Origin of the sequence: Streptomyces orinoci (genome assembly GCF_003121295.1) — a bacterium.
GTDB lineage: Bacteria > Actinomycetota > Actinomycetes > Streptomycetales > Streptomycetaceae > Streptomyces > Streptomyces orinoci.
This window is the reverse complement of the sequence record NZ_PHNC01000029.1, coordinates 50116-67125: the sequence shown is the minus strand read 5'-3', so window position 1 is coordinate 67125 and position 17010 is coordinate 50116. Positions and strand designations below refer to the sequence as shown.

15 protein-coding genes are annotated in these 17010 nt (G+C 71.9%); all 15 read left to right on the top strand.

The window, feature by feature from the left end; all coding sequences use genetic code 11:
* The first annotated feature begins 297 nt into the window (after positions 1–297).
* Positions 298–1257 (top strand): 16S rRNA (cytosine(1402)-N(4))-methyltransferase RsmH, encoded by a 960-nt coding sequence (rsmH, locus tag CV755_RS14890; RefSeq protein ID WP_109280724.1) that lies wholly within the window; start codon positions 298–300, stop codon positions 1255–1257.
* Positions 1254–1865, top strand: a complete 612-nt coding sequence (ftsL, locus tag CV755_RS14885) for a cell division protein FtsL (protein ID WP_109280723.1) — start codon at positions 1254–1256, stop codon at positions 1863–1865. The genes rsmH and ftsL overlap by 4 nt, the downstream gene beginning before the upstream one ends.
* Positions 1866–1869: 4 nt before the next feature.
* Complete coding sequence (locus tag CV755_RS14880) at positions 1870–3807, top strand: peptidoglycan D,D-transpeptidase FtsI family protein (RefSeq protein ID WP_109280722.1); 1938 nt, start codon at positions 1870–1872, stop codon at positions 3805–3807.
* 12 nt (positions 3808–3819) lie between these two features.
* Positions 3820–5496, top strand: coding sequence for a UDP-N-acetylmuramoyl-L-alanyl-D-glutamate--2,6-diaminopimelate ligase (locus CV755_RS14875; protein WP_109280721.1), 1677 nt, complete (start codon positions 3820–3822; stop codon positions 5494–5496).
* A 66-nt stretch (positions 5497–5562) separates the two neighbouring features.
* Positions 5563–6987 (top strand): UDP-N-acetylmuramoyl-tripeptide--D-alanyl-D-alanine ligase, encoded by a 1425-nt coding sequence (locus CV755_RS14870; protein WP_109280720.1) that lies wholly within the window; start codon positions 5563–5565, stop codon positions 6985–6987.
* Entirely contained in the window at positions 6984–8048 is a 1065-nt protein-coding gene (mraY, locus tag CV755_RS14865; protein WP_109280719.1) for a phospho-N-acetylmuramoyl-pentapeptide-transferase, read from the top strand. The genes CV755_RS14870 and mraY overlap by 4 nt, the downstream gene beginning before the upstream one ends.
* Positions 8030–9484 (top strand): UDP-N-acetylmuramoyl-L-alanine--D-glutamate ligase, encoded by a 1455-nt coding sequence (gene murD, locus CV755_RS14860; RefSeq protein WP_109280718.1) that lies wholly within the window; start codon positions 8030–8032, stop codon positions 9482–9484. Before mraY ends, murD begins: the two co-directional genes overlap by 19 nt.
* A 54-nt stretch (positions 9485–9538) precedes the next feature.
* The gene (ftsW, locus tag CV755_RS14855) at positions 9539–10909 is read left to right on the top strand and encodes a putative lipid II flippase FtsW (RefSeq protein ID WP_109280717.1); all 1371 of its coding nucleotides are present in this window, start codon (positions 9539–9541) and stop codon (positions 10907–10909) included.
* A gap of 6 nt (positions 10910–10915) precedes the next feature.
* Complete coding sequence (gene murG, locus CV755_RS14850; RefSeq protein ID WP_109280716.1) at positions 10916–12007, top strand: undecaprenyldiphospho-muramoylpentapeptide beta-N-acetylglucosaminyltransferase; 1092 nt, start codon at positions 10916–10918, stop codon at positions 12005–12007.
* Between the two features lie 26 nt (positions 12008–12033).
* Positions 12034–12900 (top strand): cell division protein FtsQ/DivIB, encoded by an 867-nt coding sequence (locus tag CV755_RS14845; protein WP_109280715.1) that lies wholly within the window; start codon positions 12034–12036, stop codon positions 12898–12900.
* A 240-nt stretch (positions 12901–13140) separates the two neighbouring features.
* Positions 13141–14373, top strand: a complete 1233-nt coding sequence (ftsZ, locus tag CV755_RS14840) for a cell division protein FtsZ (RefSeq protein WP_109280714.1) — start codon at positions 13141–13143, stop codon at positions 14371–14373.
* Positions 14374–14385: 12 nt separating this feature from the next.
* On the top strand, positions 14386–15147 hold the full coding sequence (gene pgeF, locus CV755_RS14835) for a peptidoglycan editing factor PgeF (protein WP_109280713.1): 762 nt from the start codon (positions 14386–14388) through the stop codon (positions 15145–15147).
* Positions 15144–15863 carry a YggS family pyridoxal phosphate-dependent enzyme gene (locus tag CV755_RS14830; protein WP_109280712.1) on the top strand — a complete coding sequence of 240 codons (720 nt, stop codon included), beginning with the start codon at positions 15144–15146 and terminating at the stop codon, positions 15861–15863. Before pgeF ends, CV755_RS14830 begins: the two co-directional genes overlap by 4 nt.
* A gap of 119 nt (positions 15864–15982) precedes the next feature.
* Positions 15983–16588 (top strand): cell division protein SepF, encoded by a 606-nt coding sequence (locus CV755_RS14825; RefSeq protein WP_109280711.1) that lies wholly within the window; start codon positions 15983–15985, stop codon positions 16586–16588.
* 86 nt (positions 16589–16674) lie between these two features.
* Positions 16675–16959, top strand: a complete 285-nt coding sequence (locus tag CV755_RS14820; RefSeq protein ID WP_109280710.1) for a YggT family protein — start codon at positions 16675–16677, stop codon at positions 16957–16959.
* Positions 16960–17010: the final 51 nt, after the last annotated feature.

Genomic DNA, 17010 nt, shown 5'->3' with positions numbered 1-17010 from the left:
CCCGCCATCCGGGTGAACGGAGGGGTCGCCGCGCGGTATCCGGTCCGCTCGCGGGACGCGCTGGCCGGTTGATTGACCGAAGGGACGAGTGCACTAAAGTGGCGCGAAGTGGGAGGCCCGACGCTCCCCTCGGAACCGTCAGTGAACCGCACTGCGCGCGACGCGTACGCACCCCTCGGCCTCCTCCCGCTCCCGGCTTGTACGGCCCGCATCCCGGCGCCGGACGGCCGTCTCCCCTTCGAGCGGGCGGGGACCCGGTGGTCCGTACCGCCGCGCCCCGTGATGTCAGAAGGGCGCATGACCAGCAACGCGCGACACGTCCCCGTCATGCTCCAGCGCTGTCTGGACATGCTCGCTCCCGCGCTCACCGAGCCCGGAGCGGTGGTCGTTGACTGCACGCTGGGCGCCGGAGGGCACAGCGAGGCCCTGCTCAAGACCTTCCCCGACGCCCGGCTGATCGCCCTGGACCGGGACCCCACCGCGCTCGCCCTGGCCGGGGAACGGCTGGCCCCCTACGGGGAGCGCGCCACCCTGGTGCGCGCCGTCTATCACGAACTGCCCGAGGTGCTTCAGCGGCTGGGCATCCCCAAGGTCCAGGGCGTCCTGTTCGACCTGGGTGTCTCCTCCATGCAGCTGGACGAGGCGGACCGCGGCTTCGCCTACGCCCAGGACGCTCCGCTGGACATGCGCATGGACCAGAGCACCGGAATCAGCGCCGCCGAGGTGCTCAACACCTATCCGCCCGGTGAGCTGGTGCGCATCCTGCGCGCCTATGGCGAGGAGAAGCAGGCCAAGCGGATTGTCTCGGCCATCGTCCGGGAGCGCGAGAAGGAGCCGTTCAGCAATAGCGCCCGGCTGGTGGAGCTGATCCGCGAGGCGCTGCCGCAGGCCGCCAAGCGCACCGGCGGCAACCCGGCCAAGCGCACCTTCCAGGCCCTGCGCATCGAGGTCAACGCCGAACTGGCCAGCGTGGAGCAGGCCATCCCGGCCGCGGTCGCCGCGCTGGCGGTGGGCGGGCGGATCGCGGTGCTGTCCTACCAGTCGCTGGAGGACCGCATCGTCAAGCAGGTCTTCGCGGCCGGGGCCGCCACCACCGCCCCGCCCGGACTGCCGGTGGTGCCCGAGCGCTACCAGCCGCGGCTGAGACTGCTCACCCGGGGCGCCGAACTGCCCACCGAGGAGGAGATCGCCGAGAACCGGCGCGCCGCCCCGGCCCGGCTGCGCGGCGCCGAACGGATCCGCGAGGACGTGCCGTGACCGGGGCCGGCCGGCTGGGGCGGCTGCTGCCGCTGGGACCCCTGGGGACCCGGCGGACGCCCTTCGTCCTGCTGGTGGTGCTGCTGCTGGGCTCCGGCCTGATCTCGCTGCTGCTGCTGAACTCCTCGCTCAACCAGGGCTCCTTCGAGCTCAGCCGGCTCCAGCGCAAGACCACCGAACTGACCGACGAGCAGCAGGCGCTGCAGCAGGAGGTCGATCAGCTGGCCGCGCCGGACGCGCTGGAGCGCCGGGCCCGCGAGATGGGCATGGTGCCCGGCGGCCCGCCCGCGTTCCTCAACCCGGACGGCACGGTCAATGGCCGGCCCGCCCCGGCCGGGCCCCCGGGCACCACCGACGCGGACAACACCGCGCTCACCGTGCCGGCCCCGCCGCCGCCCGCGCCGTCCCCGGACCCGGCGCCGGCCGCCACGCCCGCCGCCCCGGCACCCGCGCCCGCCGCGCACCCGCCCACGCCCGGCGCACAGCGCCCCGCACCCGCGGCCCCGGCCCCCGCCGCACCGGCCCCGGCCGGCCGCGTACCGCAGCACCCCCCGGTGGTGCCCCCCGCGCCGCCGTCCCCCGCGCACCCCGGACCGACAGGCAGGTGAGGTCGTGACGGCGCCCAGGCAGCCCCGCCGCCCAGTTCCCGGCCCCGCGCGCCCCACGGCGCGTCCCGCGCGCCCGGCGCGCCCGTCCCGCCCCCCGCACCCGCCCCGCCAGCGCACCACGGGCCGGCCGCTGCGGCTGGGCAGCCCCAAGCCCCGGCTGCGGCTGATCGGCGCCGGACTGACCCTGGCCATGCTGGCCTTCACCGTGCGGCTGCTCCAGGTCCAGGCGCTGGACGCCGGCTCCTACGCGGCCCGGGCCAACCTCAACCGCTATATCCCCGTCACCCTGGCCGCCGAGCGCGGCACCATCACCGACCGCGGCGGGGTGGACCTGGCCACCACCGTGGACGCCTATGACATCACCGCCGACCCCGGACTGCTCACCCCCGAGCGGCTCAAGGCCCCGGGCGGGCCCCGCCAGGCGGCCGAACTGCTCGCCCCGGTGCTGCGGGAGAGCGCCGACAGCCTGGAGCAGAAGCTCACCGCCAACCCCAAGTCCCGTTATGTGGTGCTGGCCCGCCAGCAGACCCCTCAGGTGTGGAACCAGATCAGGGAGCTCAAGAAGAAGGCCGCCGCCAAGGCGCCGCGCAAAAAGGGCCTGCACCTGCTGTCCGGCATCGGCCGCGAGGCGCACAGCAAGCGGGTCTACCCCAACGGCGACCTGGCGGCCGGCCTGCTGGGCTTCGTCAACGCCGACGGCCAGGGCGGCGGCGGCCTGGAGGCCCAGCTCAACAAGGAGCTGGCGGGCAAGAACGGCAAGCGGGTCTACGCCCAGTCCGGCGGCCGCCAGGTGCCCACCGGGGACGTCAAGGAACAGGCGGCGGTGCCCGGCTCCGATGTGGAGCTGACCATCGACCGGGACATCCAGTGGGCCGCCCAGAACGCCATCGCCGAGCAGGTGCGCAAGTCCCAGGCGGACCGCGGCTATGTGGTCGTCCAGGACACCCGCACCGGGGAGATCCTGGCCATGGCCAACGCCCCCGGCTACAACCCCAACGACCTTGCCCACGCGGACCGTTCCGCCATGGGCAACCCCGCGCTGATGGACGCCTACGAGCCGGGCAGCACCAGCAAGGTGATGACCATGGCGGCCGTCCTGGAGGAGGGCGTGGCCACCCCGGACACCCATGTGGAGGTGCCCAACCGGCTGGTGCGCGCCGAGCACTCCTTCGCCGACGACATCGACCACCCCACCTGGCACCTCACCCTCAACGGGGTGCTCGCCAAATCCAGCAACCTGGGCACCATCCTGGCCAGCGAGCAGCTGGGCAAGACCCGGGAACGGGCCAACGAGGTCCTCTACTCGTATCTGCACAAGTTCGGCCTGGGCAAGCCCACCGGCCTGGGCTTCCCCGGCGAGACCCCCGGCATCCTGGTGCCGCCCGCCAAGTGGAGCGCCACCCAGCCGTACACCGTGCCCTTCGGCCAGGGCCTCTCGCTCAACGCGGTGCAGGCCGCCTCGGTCTACAGCACCATCGCCAACGGCGGGGAGCGGATCCAGCCCAGCCTGGTGCGCGGCAGCAAGGGCCCGGACGGGCGCTTCGAGCCCGCCCCGGCGCCGTCCCGCACCCGGGTGATCAGCGAGAAGACCGCCAAGGAGCTCACCGCCATGCTGGAGTCGGTGGTGGACGACCGGGAGGGCACCGGCGTCAAGGCGGCGATCCCCGGCTACCGGGTCGCGGGCAAGACCGGCACGGCCAACCGGGTGGATCCGCGCACCGGCCGCTACCACGGCTACACCGCCTCCTTCGCCGGCTTCGCCCCCGCCGACCAGCCCCGGCTCACCGTCTACTGCGCCATCCAGAACCCCACCAGCGGCAGCTACTTCGGCGGCCAGATCTGCGGCCCGGTCTACCGGCAGGTCATGGAGTTCGCGCTGAAGACCCTCCAGGTGCCGCCCACCGGCGGCGAGGCCCCCCGGCTGCCGGTGAGCTACGACTGACCCGGGCCGACTGTGAGCTACGGCACTCCCGCTCGGCGGAACCACCGCCCGGCACGCCCCTCGCTTCGCGACGGGGCGGGTGCGCCCGGTACGCTCACCGCCGTGCCCCACGCTGATCAGTCCCAAACCAACCCGCCCGCGCCGAGCCCCGGAGCGCCGCGGCCCGCCCGGGTGAGCCCCGTACCGCTGACGGAGCTGGCCGGTCAGCTGGGCATCACCGCTCCCAAGGGCTCCGCCGCCGTCACCGGCATCACCCATGACTCCCGCGCAGTACGCCCCGGCGATCTCTACGCGGCCCTGCCCGGCGCCCGCTTCCACGGCGCCGACTTCGCCGCCCAGGCCGCCGCCCAGGGCGCCGTGGCGGTGCTCACCGACCCGGCGGGCGCCGAGCGCGCCGCCGCCACCGGCCTGCCGGTGCTCACCGTGCCCGACCCGCGCGGCCGGATGGGCTCGCTGGCCGCCGCCATCTACGGCGAGCCGGGCCGAGACCTGCTGCGCATCGGCATCACCGGCACCTCCGGCAAGACCACCACCGCCTACCTTGTCGAGGGCGGGCTGCGCACCCTGGGCCCCACCGGCCTGATCGGCACCGTGGAGTCGCGGATAGGGGAGGAGCGGCTGAAGTCCGAGCGCACCACCCCCGAGGCCACCGACCTGCAGGCCCTGTTCGCGGTGATGCGGGAGCGCGGGGTGCGTTCGGTGGCCATGGAGGTCTCCAGCCACGCCCTGCGGCTGGGCCGGGTGGACGGCTGTGTCTTCGACGTGGCGGTCTTCAACAACCTCAGCCCGGAGCACATGGAGTTCCACTCCGGCATGGAGGACTACTTCCAGGCCAAGGCCGAGCTGTTCACCAAGGAGCGCAGCCGGCTGGGCGTGGTCAACCTGGACGACGAGTACGGGCGCCGGCTGGCGGCCGGCGAGTCCGAGGTCCCGGTGATCACCTTCTCGGCCGAGGGCCGCGCGGACGCCGACTGGCGGGCCGTGGACGTGGTGACCGGCCCGGTGGACTCCAGCTTCACCATCCTGGGCCCGGAGGGCCGTACGGTCCGCGCCAAGGCGCCGCTGCCCGGCCCGTTCAATGTGGCCAACGCGCTGGCCGCGGTGGTGGCGCTGACCGCCGCCGGGATCGAGGCGCAGGCCGCCGCCGACGGCGTGGCCGCGGTGACCGGGGTGCCCGGCCGGCTGGAGCGGGTGGACGCCGGCCAGCCGTACCTGGCGGCGGTGGACTACGCCCATAAGACGGACGCCGTCGAATCGGTTCTCCGCGCCCTGCGCAAGGTCACCACCGGCCGGCTGCACGCGGTGCTCGGCTGCGGCGGCGACCGCGACCGCACCAAGCGCGCCCCGATGGGCGCCGCCCTGGCCCGGCTGGCCGACACCGCCGTGCTGACCAGTGACAACCCCCGCTCCGAGGACCCGCTCGCGATCCTCGCCACCATGCTCGCGGGCGCCGCCGAGGTGCCCGCCGACGAGCGCGGCACCGTCCTGCTGATGGAGGACCGCGCCGCCGCCATCGCGGCCGCCGTGGACCGCGCCCGGCCCGGGGACACCGTCGTGGTCCTGGGCAAGGGCCATGAGCAGGGCCAGGACATCGCCGGAGTGGTCCGCCCCTTCGACGACCGCCAGGTCCTGCGCGAGGCCATCGAGCACCGCCGCACGGCCGCCCCGCACCCGAACGACCAGGGATGATCTGACCGCCATGCGCGTACAACCCTCCCCCCTCAAGCCCGTGCCCCCGGCCGGAGGTGACCGACGGTGATCGCACTCTCACTGGCCGAGATCGCCGGGATCACCGGCGGGCGGCAGTACGACATACCGGACCCGGACCGCACCGTCACCGGCCCGGTGGTGATCGACTCCCGCCAGGTGGAGCCCGGCGGCCTGTTCGCCGCCTTCGCCGGCGAGCATGTCGACGGACACGACTATGCGCACCGCGCCGTCGAGGCGGGCGCGGTGGCGGTGCTGGCCGCCCGCCCGGTGGGCGTCCCCGCCATCGTGGTGGACGACGTGGTACGGGCGCTGGGCGCCCTGGCCCGCGCCGTGGCCGAGCGGATCGGCGCCACCGCGGTGGCGCTCACCGGCTCGGTGGGCAAGACCAGCACCAAGGACCTGATCGGCCAGCTGCTGGGCGCCCTGGGCCCCACTGTCTGCCCGGCCGGCAACCTCAACAACGAGATCGGCCTGCCGCTGACCGCCCTGCGGGCCACCGAGGACACCCGCTACCTGGTGCTGGAGATGGGCGCCCGGGGCATCGGCCATATCCGCTACCTCACCGAGCTCACCCCGCCGCGGATCGGCCTGGTGCTCAATGTGGGCACCGCGCACCTCGGCGAGTTCGGCGGCCGGGAGCAGATTGCGGTGGCCAAGGGCGAACTGGTGGAGTCGCTGCCGGCCGCCGCCGAGGGCGGCGTGGCCGTACTCAACGCCGACGACCCGCTGGTGCGCGCCATGAGCAGCCGCACCAAGGCCCGGGTGCTGCTGTTCGGCGAGGCCGCCGATGCCGACATCCGGGCCGAAAACGTGCGTCTCACGGCCACCGGGCAGCCCTCCTTCACGCTCCACACACCCACCGGGTGCGGGGAAGTGACCATGCGGCTGTACGGTGAGCACCACGTGTCGAACGCGCTCGCCGCGGCCGCCGTCGCCCATGAGCTGGGCATGCCCGTCACCGAGATCGCCGCGGCGCTCGGCGGTGCGGGGCAGCTCTCGCGCTGGCGGATGGAGGTCACCGAGCGTCCGGACGGCGTGACGATCGTCAACGACGCCTACAACGCCAACCCAGAGTCCATGCGAGCCGCACTGCGTGCGCTGGTCGCCATGGGAGATGCCGCACGGGCGAAGGGGGGACGTACGTGGGCGGTGCTCGGCAAGATGGCCGAGCTGGGCGAGGAGTCACTCGCCGAGCACGACGCGGTCGGACGGCTCGCCGTCCGGCTCAACGTCAGCAAGCTCGTGGCAGTCGGGGACAGGGAAGCGGCCTGGCTGCGCATGGGCGCCTATAACGAGGGTTCGTGGGGTGAGGAGTCGGTGCACGTGTCCGACGTGCAGGCGGCGATCGACCTGTTGCGCAGCGAGCTGCGCCCGGGAGACGTCGTACTGGTGAAGGCGTCCAGGTCGGTCGGCCTGGAGAAGGTCGCGGAGCAGCTGCTCGCGGGCGAGGGCGAGGTCGCCGGTCGATGAACCAGATCCTCTTCGCGGGTGTCATCGGTCTGTTCCTGACCCTGATCGGCACCCCGCTGTTGATCAAGTTCCTGGCCCGCAAGGGCTACGGTCAGTTCATCCGCGACGACGGCCCGCGCACCCACGGCAGCAAGAAGGGCACGCCCACCATGGGCGGCATCGCCTTCATCCTGGCCACCCTGATCGCCTATGCCGTCACCAAGGTGATCACCAGCAAGGCGCCCACCACCTCAGGCCTGCTGGTGCTGTTCCTGACCGCGGGCATGGGCCTGGTGGGCTTCCTGGACGACTACATCAAGATCGTCAAGCAGCGGAGCCTGGGCCTGCGCGCCAAGGCCAAGATGGCCGGACAGCTGATCGTCGGCATCGCCTTTGCGGTGCTGGCCCTGCAGTTCGCCGACACCCGGGGCCAGACCCCGGCCTCCACCAGGCTCTCCTTCACCCAGGACTTCGGCTGGTCGGTCGGCCCGGTGATCTTCGTGGTCTGGGCGCTGTTCATGATCCTGGCCATGTCCAACGGCGTTAACCTCACCGACGGCCTGGACGGCCTGGCCACCGGCGCCTCGGTGATGGTCTTCGGCGCCTATGTCTTCATCGGCACCTGGCAGCACGGCCAGTGGTGCGGCAACTCGCTGACCGCCGGCGCCGGCTGTTACGAGGTACGCGACCCGCTCGACCTGGCCGTGGTGGCCTCCGCCCTGATGGGCTCCTGCTTCGGCTTCCTGTGGTGGAACACCTCACCCGCCAAGATCTTCATGGGCGACACCGGCTCGCTGGCCCTGGGCGGCGCCCTGGCCGGCCTGGCCATCTGCTCCCGCACCGAGCTGCTGCTGGCCCTGCTGGGCGGCCTGTTCGTGCTGATCACCATGTCCGTGGTCATCCAGGTCGGCTCCTTCCGGCTGACCCGTAAGCGGGTCTTCCGGATGGCCCCGCTCCAGCACCACTTCGAACTCAAGGGGTGGAGCGAGGTCCTTGTGGTGGTCCGGTTCTGGATCATCCAGGGCCTGTGCGTGGCCGTCGGCCTGGGCATCTTCTACGCCGGATGGCTGGCCATCAAGTGACCCTCAGCGACTTCACCGACCAGCGGATCACCGTCGCCGGCCTCGGCGTGAGCGGCATCAGCGCCGCCCGCGCCCTGGCCGGCCTGGGCGCCCGCGTCACCGTGGTGGACGGCGGCGACGGCCCGGCCCTGCGCGAGCGCGCCGAGCGGCTCCAGGCCGAGGGCATCACCGTTCGCCTGGGAGACGCGGAAACCCTCCCCGAGGACACCGAACTGATCGTCACCTCGCCCGGCTGGCGCCCCGACAGCCCGCTGTTCGCGGCCGCCGCCGAGGCCGGGGTGGACGTGGTGGGCGATGTGGAGATCGCCTGGCGGCTGCGCGGCGAGGGGGCACCCCCCTGGCTGGCCGTCACCGGCACCAACGGCAAGACCACCACCGTGCGGATGCTGGCCGCCATCCTGGAGGCCGCCGGACTGCGCACCGCCGCCGTCGGCAACATCGGCACCCCCATCATCGATGTGGTGCTCTGCCAGGAGCCCTATGACGTGCTGGCCGTGGAGCTCTCCAGTTACCAGCTGCACTGGGCGCCCTCGCTGCGCGCCCACTCGGCCGCGGTGCTCAACCTGGCCCCGGACCACCTGGACTGGCATGGCTCGATGAAGGCGTACGCCGCCGACAAGGGCCGGATCTACCAGGGCAACAAGGTGGCCTGCGTCTACAACGCGGCCGACCCGGCCACCGAGCGCCTGGTGGAGCAGGCCGATGTGGAGGAGGGCTGCCGGGCCATCGGCTTCACCCTGGGGCCGCCCCGGCTCTCCGAACTCGGCGTGGTGGACGGCATCCTGGTGGACCGGGCCTTTGTCGCCGACCGGCAGCGCAACGCCCAGGAGCTGGCCGAGGTCTCGGACATCGCCCCCCAGTCGGGAAAGGCGGCACCGCACAACATCGCCAACGCCCTGGCCGCCGCCGCCCTGGCCCGCGCCTTCGGCGTGGAACCCAGGGCGGTACGCGACGGACTGCGCTCCTTCCGGCCCGACGCCCACCGCATCGCCCATGTCGCGGATGTGGCCGGCGTGGCCTATGTGGACGACTCCAAGGCCACCAACACCCACGCCGCCGAGGCCTCGCTGGCCGCCTATGACTCCATCGTCTGGATCGCCGGCGGCCTGGCCAAGGGTGCCACCTTCGACGAGCTGGCGACCGCCGCCGCCGGGCGGCTGCGCGGCGTCGTGCTGATCGGCGCCGACCGGGCGCTGATCAGGGAGGCGCTGGCGCGACACGCCCCCGATGTGCCGGTGGTGGACCTCGACCGGACCGACACTGGGGCGATGGCCGCGGCCGTCCGGGAGGCGGCACGGCTCGCCGGTCCGGGGGACACCGTCCTCCTGGCTCCGGCGTGTGCCTCGATGGACATGTTCACCAACTACCAGGAGCGCGGCGAGTCCTTCGCCCGAGCGGTCCGGGAGCTGCCCTCCGGCCGCGGCGCTCAGCAGTAGCCGCATGGTCCCCGCGCCGCGGGCCTGCGGCGCGGGACACCAGCGGAGGGGACCATGCAGGCCCACCACAGTGCCGGGATCCAGCCCGGGATCGCCTGGCGCGGCACCCCGGCCGGTGCCCGTCCGGTCCGTGCCCCCCGCCCGCGCGGCGGCGGCGCCGGCTCCCGGCCGCCCGGCCGGGGCACCGTATGGGGCGGGCTGCAGACCCTGGTACGGCGCGCCAGGAAGGCCTGGGACCGGCCGCTGACCGCCTACTATCTGCTGCTCGGCGGCTCGCTGCTGCTGACCGCGCTGGGCCTGGTGATGGTCTACTCGGCCTCCCAGATCAAGGCCCTGCAGTCCGGCCTGGCCCCCACCTACTTCTTCCGCAAACAGCTGCTGGCGGCCGCCATCGGCTCCGTACTGCTGCTGGTGGCGGCCCGTACCCCGGTCCGTATCCTGCGGGCGCTGGCCTACCCGCTGCTGGCCTGCTCGACGGTCCTGCTGGTCCTGGTCCAGGTGCCGGGCATCGGCGAGACCATCAACGGCAACACCAACTGGATCTCGCTCGGCGGCCCCTTCCAGGCCCAGCCCAGCGAGTTCGCCAAGCTGGCCCTGGTGCTCTGGGGTTCGGACCTGCTGGCCCGCAAACAGTCCAAGAAACTGCTCAACCAGTGGAAGCACCTGCTGGTGCCGCTGGTCCCGGTCACCTTTGTGCTGCTCGGCCTGATCATGCTGGGCGGCGACATGGGCACCACGGTGGTCCTCACCACGGTGCTGCTGGGGCTGCTGTGGGTGGCGGGGGCGCCCACCCGGCTGTTCTCCGGGGTGTTCGGCGTCACCGTGGCGCTGGCCGCCCTGTTCATCAAGACCAGCGCCAACCGGATGTCCCGGCTGGCCTGCATCGGCGCCACCGACCCCGGCCCCAACGACCAGTGCTGGCAGGCCGTACACGGCATCTATGCGCTGGCCAACGGCGGCTGGTTCGGCGCCGGCCTCGGTGCCAGTGTGGAGAAATGGGGCGAACTGCCCGAGCCCCATACCGACTTCATCTTTGCCATCACCGGCGAGGAACTGGGGCTGGCGGGGACGCTGTCGGTGCTCGCCCTCTTCGCGGCTCTAGGCTATGCGGGTATCCGCGTGGCCGGACGCACGGAGGAACCCTTCGTGAGATACGCCGCGGGTGCGGTGACCACCTGGATCACGGCCCAGGCCGTGGTCAACATCGGTGCGGTGCTCGGCCTGCTGCCGATCGCCGGGGTGCCGCTCCCGCTGTTCTCCTACGGAGGTTCCGCCCTGCTGCCTGCCATGTTCGCCATCGGGCTGCTGATCGCCTTCGCACGCGACGAACCCGGTGCACGGGCGGCGCTGGCCATGCGGCAGCCTGGGGTGAGATGGAAGACGATGAGACGGCGCGTCAAGAAGCGGCCGTCCGGAGAGCGGTGAATTTCGGTGCATGTCGTACTCGCCGGCGGGGGGACCGCCGGCCACATCGAGCCCGCGCTCGCCCTCGCGGACGCCCTGCGCAGGCAGGATCCGACCGTGGGGATCACGGCGCTCGGCACGGAGCGGGGCCTGGAGACCCGGCTGGTGCCCGAGCGGGGCTATGAGCTGGGGCTGATCCCCGCCGTACCGCTGCCACGCAAGCCCACCCCGGAGCTGATCACCGTCCCGGGACGGCTGCGCGGCACCATCAAGGCGGCCGAGCAGATCCTGGAGCGCACCAAGGCGGACTGCGTGGTCGGCTTCGGCGGCTATGTGGCCCTGCCCGGCTATCTGGCCGCCAAGCGGCTCGGTGTGCCGATCGTCGTGCACGAGGCCAACGCCCGCCCCGGACTGGCCAACAAGATCGGCTCGCGGTACGCCTCCGCGGTGGCCGTGTCCACCCCGGACAGCAAGCTGCGCAACGCCCGCTATGTCGGCATCCCGCTGCGCCGCTCCATCGCCACCCTGGACCGGGTGGCCCTGCGCTTCGAGGCCCGCGCGGCCTTCGGGCTGGACCCCAACCTGCCCACCCTGCTGGTCTCCGGCGGCTCGCAGGGCGCCCGCAGGCTGAACGAGGTCGTCCAGACCGTGGCCCCGGTGCTCCAGCGCTCGGGCGTCCAGATCCTGCACGCGGTCGGTCCCAAGAACGAACTGCCGCATGTCGACAACATGCCCGGAATGCCGCCTTACATCCCGGTATCGTATGTGGACCGTATGGATCTCGCCTATGCCGCGGCGGACATGATGCTCTGCCGGGCCGGCGCGATGACCGTCGCCGAACTGTCCGCCGTCGGGCTGCCCGCCGCCTATGTCCCGCTGCCGATCGGCAACGGCGAACAGCGGCTCAACGCCCAGCCGGTGGTCAAGGCCGGCGGCGGCCTGCTGGTCGATGACGCCGAGCTGAGCCCCGCCTGGGTGCAGAACCATGTGCTTCCGGTGCTCGCCGACCCGCACAAGCTGTACGAAATGTCCCGTGCGGCCGCCGAGTTCGGCCGCCGTGACGCCGACGAGCTGCTGGTCGGCATGGTGTACGAGGCGATCGCGGCGCGCAGGGGCTGAAGCGCCGCAGGCAGGAGGCTGGGAGCGTGGCCGGACCGACGACCGCCCGGCGCGGTGGCGACAAAAGCCGTAAACCGAAGCCGAAATCGTCGGCGCCCGGCCCCTCCCGGCCGCCCAAGTCCGCCAAGGGCCCCCGGAAACCGGCGGCCGCCCGTGGCCTCGGCGCCCTGCGCCGCCGGCTCACCCATGGCCGGCGGCTGATCCTCTGCGGCGCCGCCGTCGCCCTGCTGGGCGCCGGGGTCACCTGGGCGCTGTACGGATCCGGCCTGCTGCGGGCCACTCGTGTGGAGGTCACCGGCACCACCGTGCTGACGCCCGCCGAGGTCCGCGCCGCGGCCGCGGTCCCGCTGGGCGACCCGCTGATCTCGGTGGACACCGACGCCGTCGAGGCCCGGCTGCGCGACCGGCTGCCCCGGGTGGCGTCGGTGGAGGCCAGCCGCTCCTGGCCGCACACCATCAGCCTCAAAGTGACCGAACGCCGACCGAAAGCCGTCCTGGAGAAGGACGGGAAATTTATTGAAATCGACGGTATGGGCGTGCGGTTCGCCACAGTGGACCGGGCCCCGGACCGGGTGCCCCGGCTGACCCTGGAGACCTCCGACGAGGCCGCCACCGCCAGCAACCACCGCTTCGGCACCCAGCGCCTGGAGCGGGAGGGCGTCCGGGTCGCCAACGACCTGCCGGCCGCCGTGCGCCAGGACACCGTGGCCGTTCGCGTACGCTCGTACGACTCCATCACCGTGGAACTGACGGGCGGTCGGACCGTCGTGTGGGGGAGCGGTGAGCGGGGGGAGGCGAAGGCCCGTACGCTCACCGCACTGATGAAGGCGGCGCCCTCGGCGAAGCACTTCAATGTCAGCGCTCCGAGTGCCCCGGCGGCGTCAGGGAGTTGACGACCGGTCGGCTCTGCCAGCACCCTGGTTGGCTACGCCTATGGGTGATCACATAGGGTGAAAAGAAAAACGGGAGGTTCGGCGTGTTCGTTGAACACGCACCACTTGCCGACTTAGTGTCCTGTCCCGAGAACCCAGGGAACAGTGACACGAGTAACCCTAAACTTCAACGTTAGGGTTCGGGTTGGCATTGGGAACCGTCCCCCAGGCATACGTAACTCGAGGCGAGAGGCCTTCGACGTGGCAGCACCGCAGAACTACCTCGCAGTCATCAAGGTCGTCGGCATCGGCGGCGGTGGCGTCAACGCCATCAACCGGATGATCGAGGTCGGTCTCAAGGGCGTCGAGTTCATCGCGATCAACACCGATGCACAGGCCCTGCTGATGAGCGACGCCGATGTCAAGCTCGACGTCGGCCGGGAGCTCACCCGTGGCCTTGGCGCCGGCGCCAACCCCGAGGTCGGCCGCAAGGCCGCCGAGGACCACCGCGAGGAGATCGAGGAGGTCCTCAAGGGGGCCGACATGGTCTTCGTCACCGCGGGCGAGGGCGGCGGCACCGGCACCGGCGGCGCTCCCGTGGTCGCCAACATCGCCCGTTCCCTGGGCGCCCTGACGATCGGTGTGGTCACCCGGCCGTTCACCTTCGAGGGCCGGCGCCGGGCGAACCAGGCGGAGGACGGCATCGCGGGGCTGCGCGATGAGGTGGACACCCTGATCGTCATCCCCAACGACCGGCTGCTGTCCATCTCGGACCGGCAGGTGAGCGTGCTGGACGCGTTCAAGTCCGCGGACCAGGTGCTGCTCTCCGGTGTCCAGGGCATCACCGACCTGATCACCACCCCCGGTCTGATCAACCTGGACTTCGCCGACGTCAAGTCGGTGATGTCGGAGGCCGGTTCGGCCCTGATGGGCATCGGCTCGGCGCGCGGCGACGACCGCGCGGTGGCCGCGGCCGAGATGGCCATCTCCTCGCCGCTGCTGGAGGCGTCCATCGACGGCGCCCGCGGGGTGCTGCTCTCCATCTCCGGCGGTTCCGACCTCGGTCTGTTCGAGATCAACGAGGCGGCCCAGCTGGTGAGCGAGGCGGCCCACCCCGAGGCCAACATCATCTTCGGCGCGGTCATCGACGACGCCCTGGGCGACGAGGTCCGGGTCACCGTGATCGCGGCCGGATTCGACGGCGGCCAGCCGCCCGCCAAGAACCGCGACAAGGTCCTGGGTTCGTCCTACGGCGGCCGCGAGGAGAGCGCTCCGGCCACCCCGGCGAGCCGCCCGGCCCCGGCCGAGCCGGTCCGCCCGTCCTTCGGCGGCCTGGGCAGCGTCACCCCGCGCACCGAGGAGCCCGTGCCGGCCGACCCGGCGCCGGTCGCCGAGGTCCCCCCGCCGCCGATGACCTCCCCCCAGGTCCCGCCGGCCCGGCCGTACCAGGACTCGACCGCCGAGGAACTGGACGTTCCCGACTTCTTGAAGTAAGCGGCACACACCTTGATAGGCCCTCAGCACACAGTGCAGCCTCAGCCCTGTACGGCACACGCGAGCGGCGCGCACTTCGCCTTCACCGACCGGTGGGGCGGAGTGAGCGCCGCTCCGTATGCGGAGCTCAACCTGGGCGGCGCGGTCGGCGACGACCCGGCGGCGGTCACCGCCAACCGGGAGCGGGCGGCCCGCGCGCTGGGACTCGACCCGGCGGCGGTCGTCTGGATGAACCAGGTGCACGGCCGGGACGTCGCCGTGGTGGACGGACCCTGGCGGACCGGCGAGATCCCCGCGGTGGACGCGGTGGTGACGGCCCGCCGGGGACTGGCCCTGGCGGTGCTGACCGCCGACTGCACCCCGGTGCTGCTGGCCGACCCGGTGGCCGGAGTCGCCGGGGCGGCGCATGCCGGCCGGCCCGGGCTGGTGGCCGGGGTGGTCCCGGCGGTGGTCGAGGCGATGACCGGGCTGGGCGCCCGGCCGGAGCGGATGCTCGTCCGGACCGGCCCCTCGGTCTGCGGCCTGTGCTACGAGGTGCCCGAGGCCATGCGGGCCGAGGTGGCCGAGGCGGTGCCCGAGGCCTGGGCCACCACCCGGCAGGGCACCCCGGCGGTGGACGTGGCGGCCGGAGTGCTCGCCCAGCTCGGCCGAATGGGCGTCACCGACGCCCGGCGGTCGGAGGTTTGCACCCTGGAGTCGGCGGACCATTTCTCCTATCGGCGCGAGCATGTGACCGGACGGCTCGCCGGCTATGTGTGGTTGGACGGGCAGTGACGGACCGCAGAACCCAGTTGGCACAGAACCTCGCCCAGGTGGAGGAACGTATCGCCGCCGCCTGCGCGGCGGCGGGCCGCAAGCGCGAGGAAGTGACCCTGATCGTGGTCACCAAGACCTATCCCGCCAGTGACGTCAGACACCTCGCGGAGCTGGGGGTGCGTCATGTCGCGGAGAACCGCGACCAGGACGCGGCGCCCAAGGCCGCCCAATGCGCGGATCTGCCGCTTACTTGGCACTTTGTTGGTCAATTGCAGACAAACAAGGTGCGCTCGGTGGTGAAGTACGCCGATGTGGTGCACTCCATTGACCGGACCCGGCTGGTCACCGCCCTCTCGGCGGCGGCCGTGCGGGCCGGGCGGGAGCTGGACTGTCTGATCCAGGTGGCACTTGACGCCGAGTCGGGCGCGGTCTCCGGCCGTGGCGGGGTCGCCCCGGACGGGGTGGCGGCACTGGCCGATGCCATCGCCGAAGCGGAAGGGCTGCGTCCGGCAGGACTGATGACGGTGGCTCCGCTTGCGGGCCCGTACGCCGGCCGTCCCCGGGCCGCTTTCGAGCGGCTGCGGGAAATCGCAACGGACCTGCACGCGGCCCATCCGGCTGCGAACATGGTGTCCGCAGGGATGAGCGCGGATCTCGAAGACGCCGTGGCGGCGGGTGCGACACATGTACGTGTCGGCACAGCGGTACTCGGAGTCCGACCCGGGCTCCGGTAACGTCGCCAAGAGTCGGACCACAGCAACAAAATATGGTCATTCCCGTCAAAAGGCGGGCATGGCACGTGGATCCAGCGCCGCTGAGGAGCCGATCCACCACAGAGCGGAGGACGCAGAGAATGGCCGGCGCGATGCGCAAGATGGCGGTCTACCTCGGCCTCGTGGAGGACGATGGGTACGACGGCCGGGGGTTCGACCCCGACGACGAGTTCGAGCCCGAGCCGGAGCCCGACCGGCGGCGGCAGCAGCAGCACCAGGCCCAACAGACGCAACCGGACGAACCGGTTCGAGTCGCCCAGCCGCCGGCGCAGCGCGAACCCACTCCGCTCACAGCGGAAAACGGACGACCCGCCCGAATCGCCCCCGTGTCGTCCATCACACCCGAACGCCACTCTCTGGAGAAGAACGCACCGGTGATCATGCCCAAGGTTGTGTCCGAGCGGGAGCCCTACCGCATCACGACATTGCACCCTCGGACCTACAACGAGGCCCGTACCATCGGGGAACACTTCCGTGAGGGCACTCCCGTGATCATGAATCTGACGGAGATGGACGACACCGATGCGAAGCGACTCGTGGACTTCGCGGCGGGGTTGGTCTTCGGTCTGCACGGCAGCATCGAACGGGTGACGCAGAAGGTGTTCCTGCTGTCTCCTGCTAACGTCGATGTCACGGCGGAGGACAAGGCCCGCATCGCGGAGGGCGGGTTCTTCAACCAGAGCTAGAGACGCACCATCGGGCAATACCGGCTGGACGACGGCCGAATTGGCCGGGAAGTTCGGGAACGAGCAAGGGGAGAGGGAAGCGCGGGATGGGCATCGCACAGCAGGTGGTCTACATCGCGCTGTACTGCTTTCTGATCGTGCTTATCTTCCGATTGGTGATGGATTACGTCTTCCAGTTCGCCCGCTCGTGGCAACCCGGGAAGGCGATGGTGGTCATCCTTGAGGCCACCTACACTGTCACCGATCCGCCACTCAAGCTTCTGCGGCGGTTCATTCCGCCGCTGCGTCTCGGGGGCGTGGCGCTCGACCTGTCCTTCTTCGTACTGATGATCATCGTCTACATCCTGATCACCGTCGTGAGCCGGCTGTGAACGCGGCTGTGAACGATACGGTCTTGCCGATTGCCGACGACTACGTTGAGG

Bases quoted from the DNA above. Each gene is read 5' to 3' on its own strand.
- rsmH (WP_109280724.1), top strand. From the start codon at position 298: ATGACCAGCAACGCGCGACACGTCCCCGTCATGCTCCAGCGCTGTCTG.
- mraY (WP_109280719.1), top strand. From the start codon at position 6,984: ATGAACCAGATCCTCTTCGCGGGTGTCATCGGTCTGTTCCTGACCCTG.
- murD (WP_109280718.1), top strand. From the start codon at position 8,030: ATGGCTGGCCATCAAGTGACCCTCAGCGACTTCACCGACCAGCGGATC.
- ftsW (WP_109280717.1), top strand. From the start codon at position 9,539: ATGCAGGCCCACCACAGTGCCGGGATCCAGCCCGGGATCGCCTGGCGC.
- CV755_RS14825 (WP_109280711.1), top strand. From the start codon at position 15,983: ATGGCCGGCGCGATGCGCAAGATGGCGGTCTACCTCGGCCTCGTGGAG.
- CV755_RS14820 (WP_109280710.1), top strand. From the start codon at position 16,675: ATGGGCATCGCACAGCAGGTGGTCTACATCGCGCTGTACTGCTTTCTG.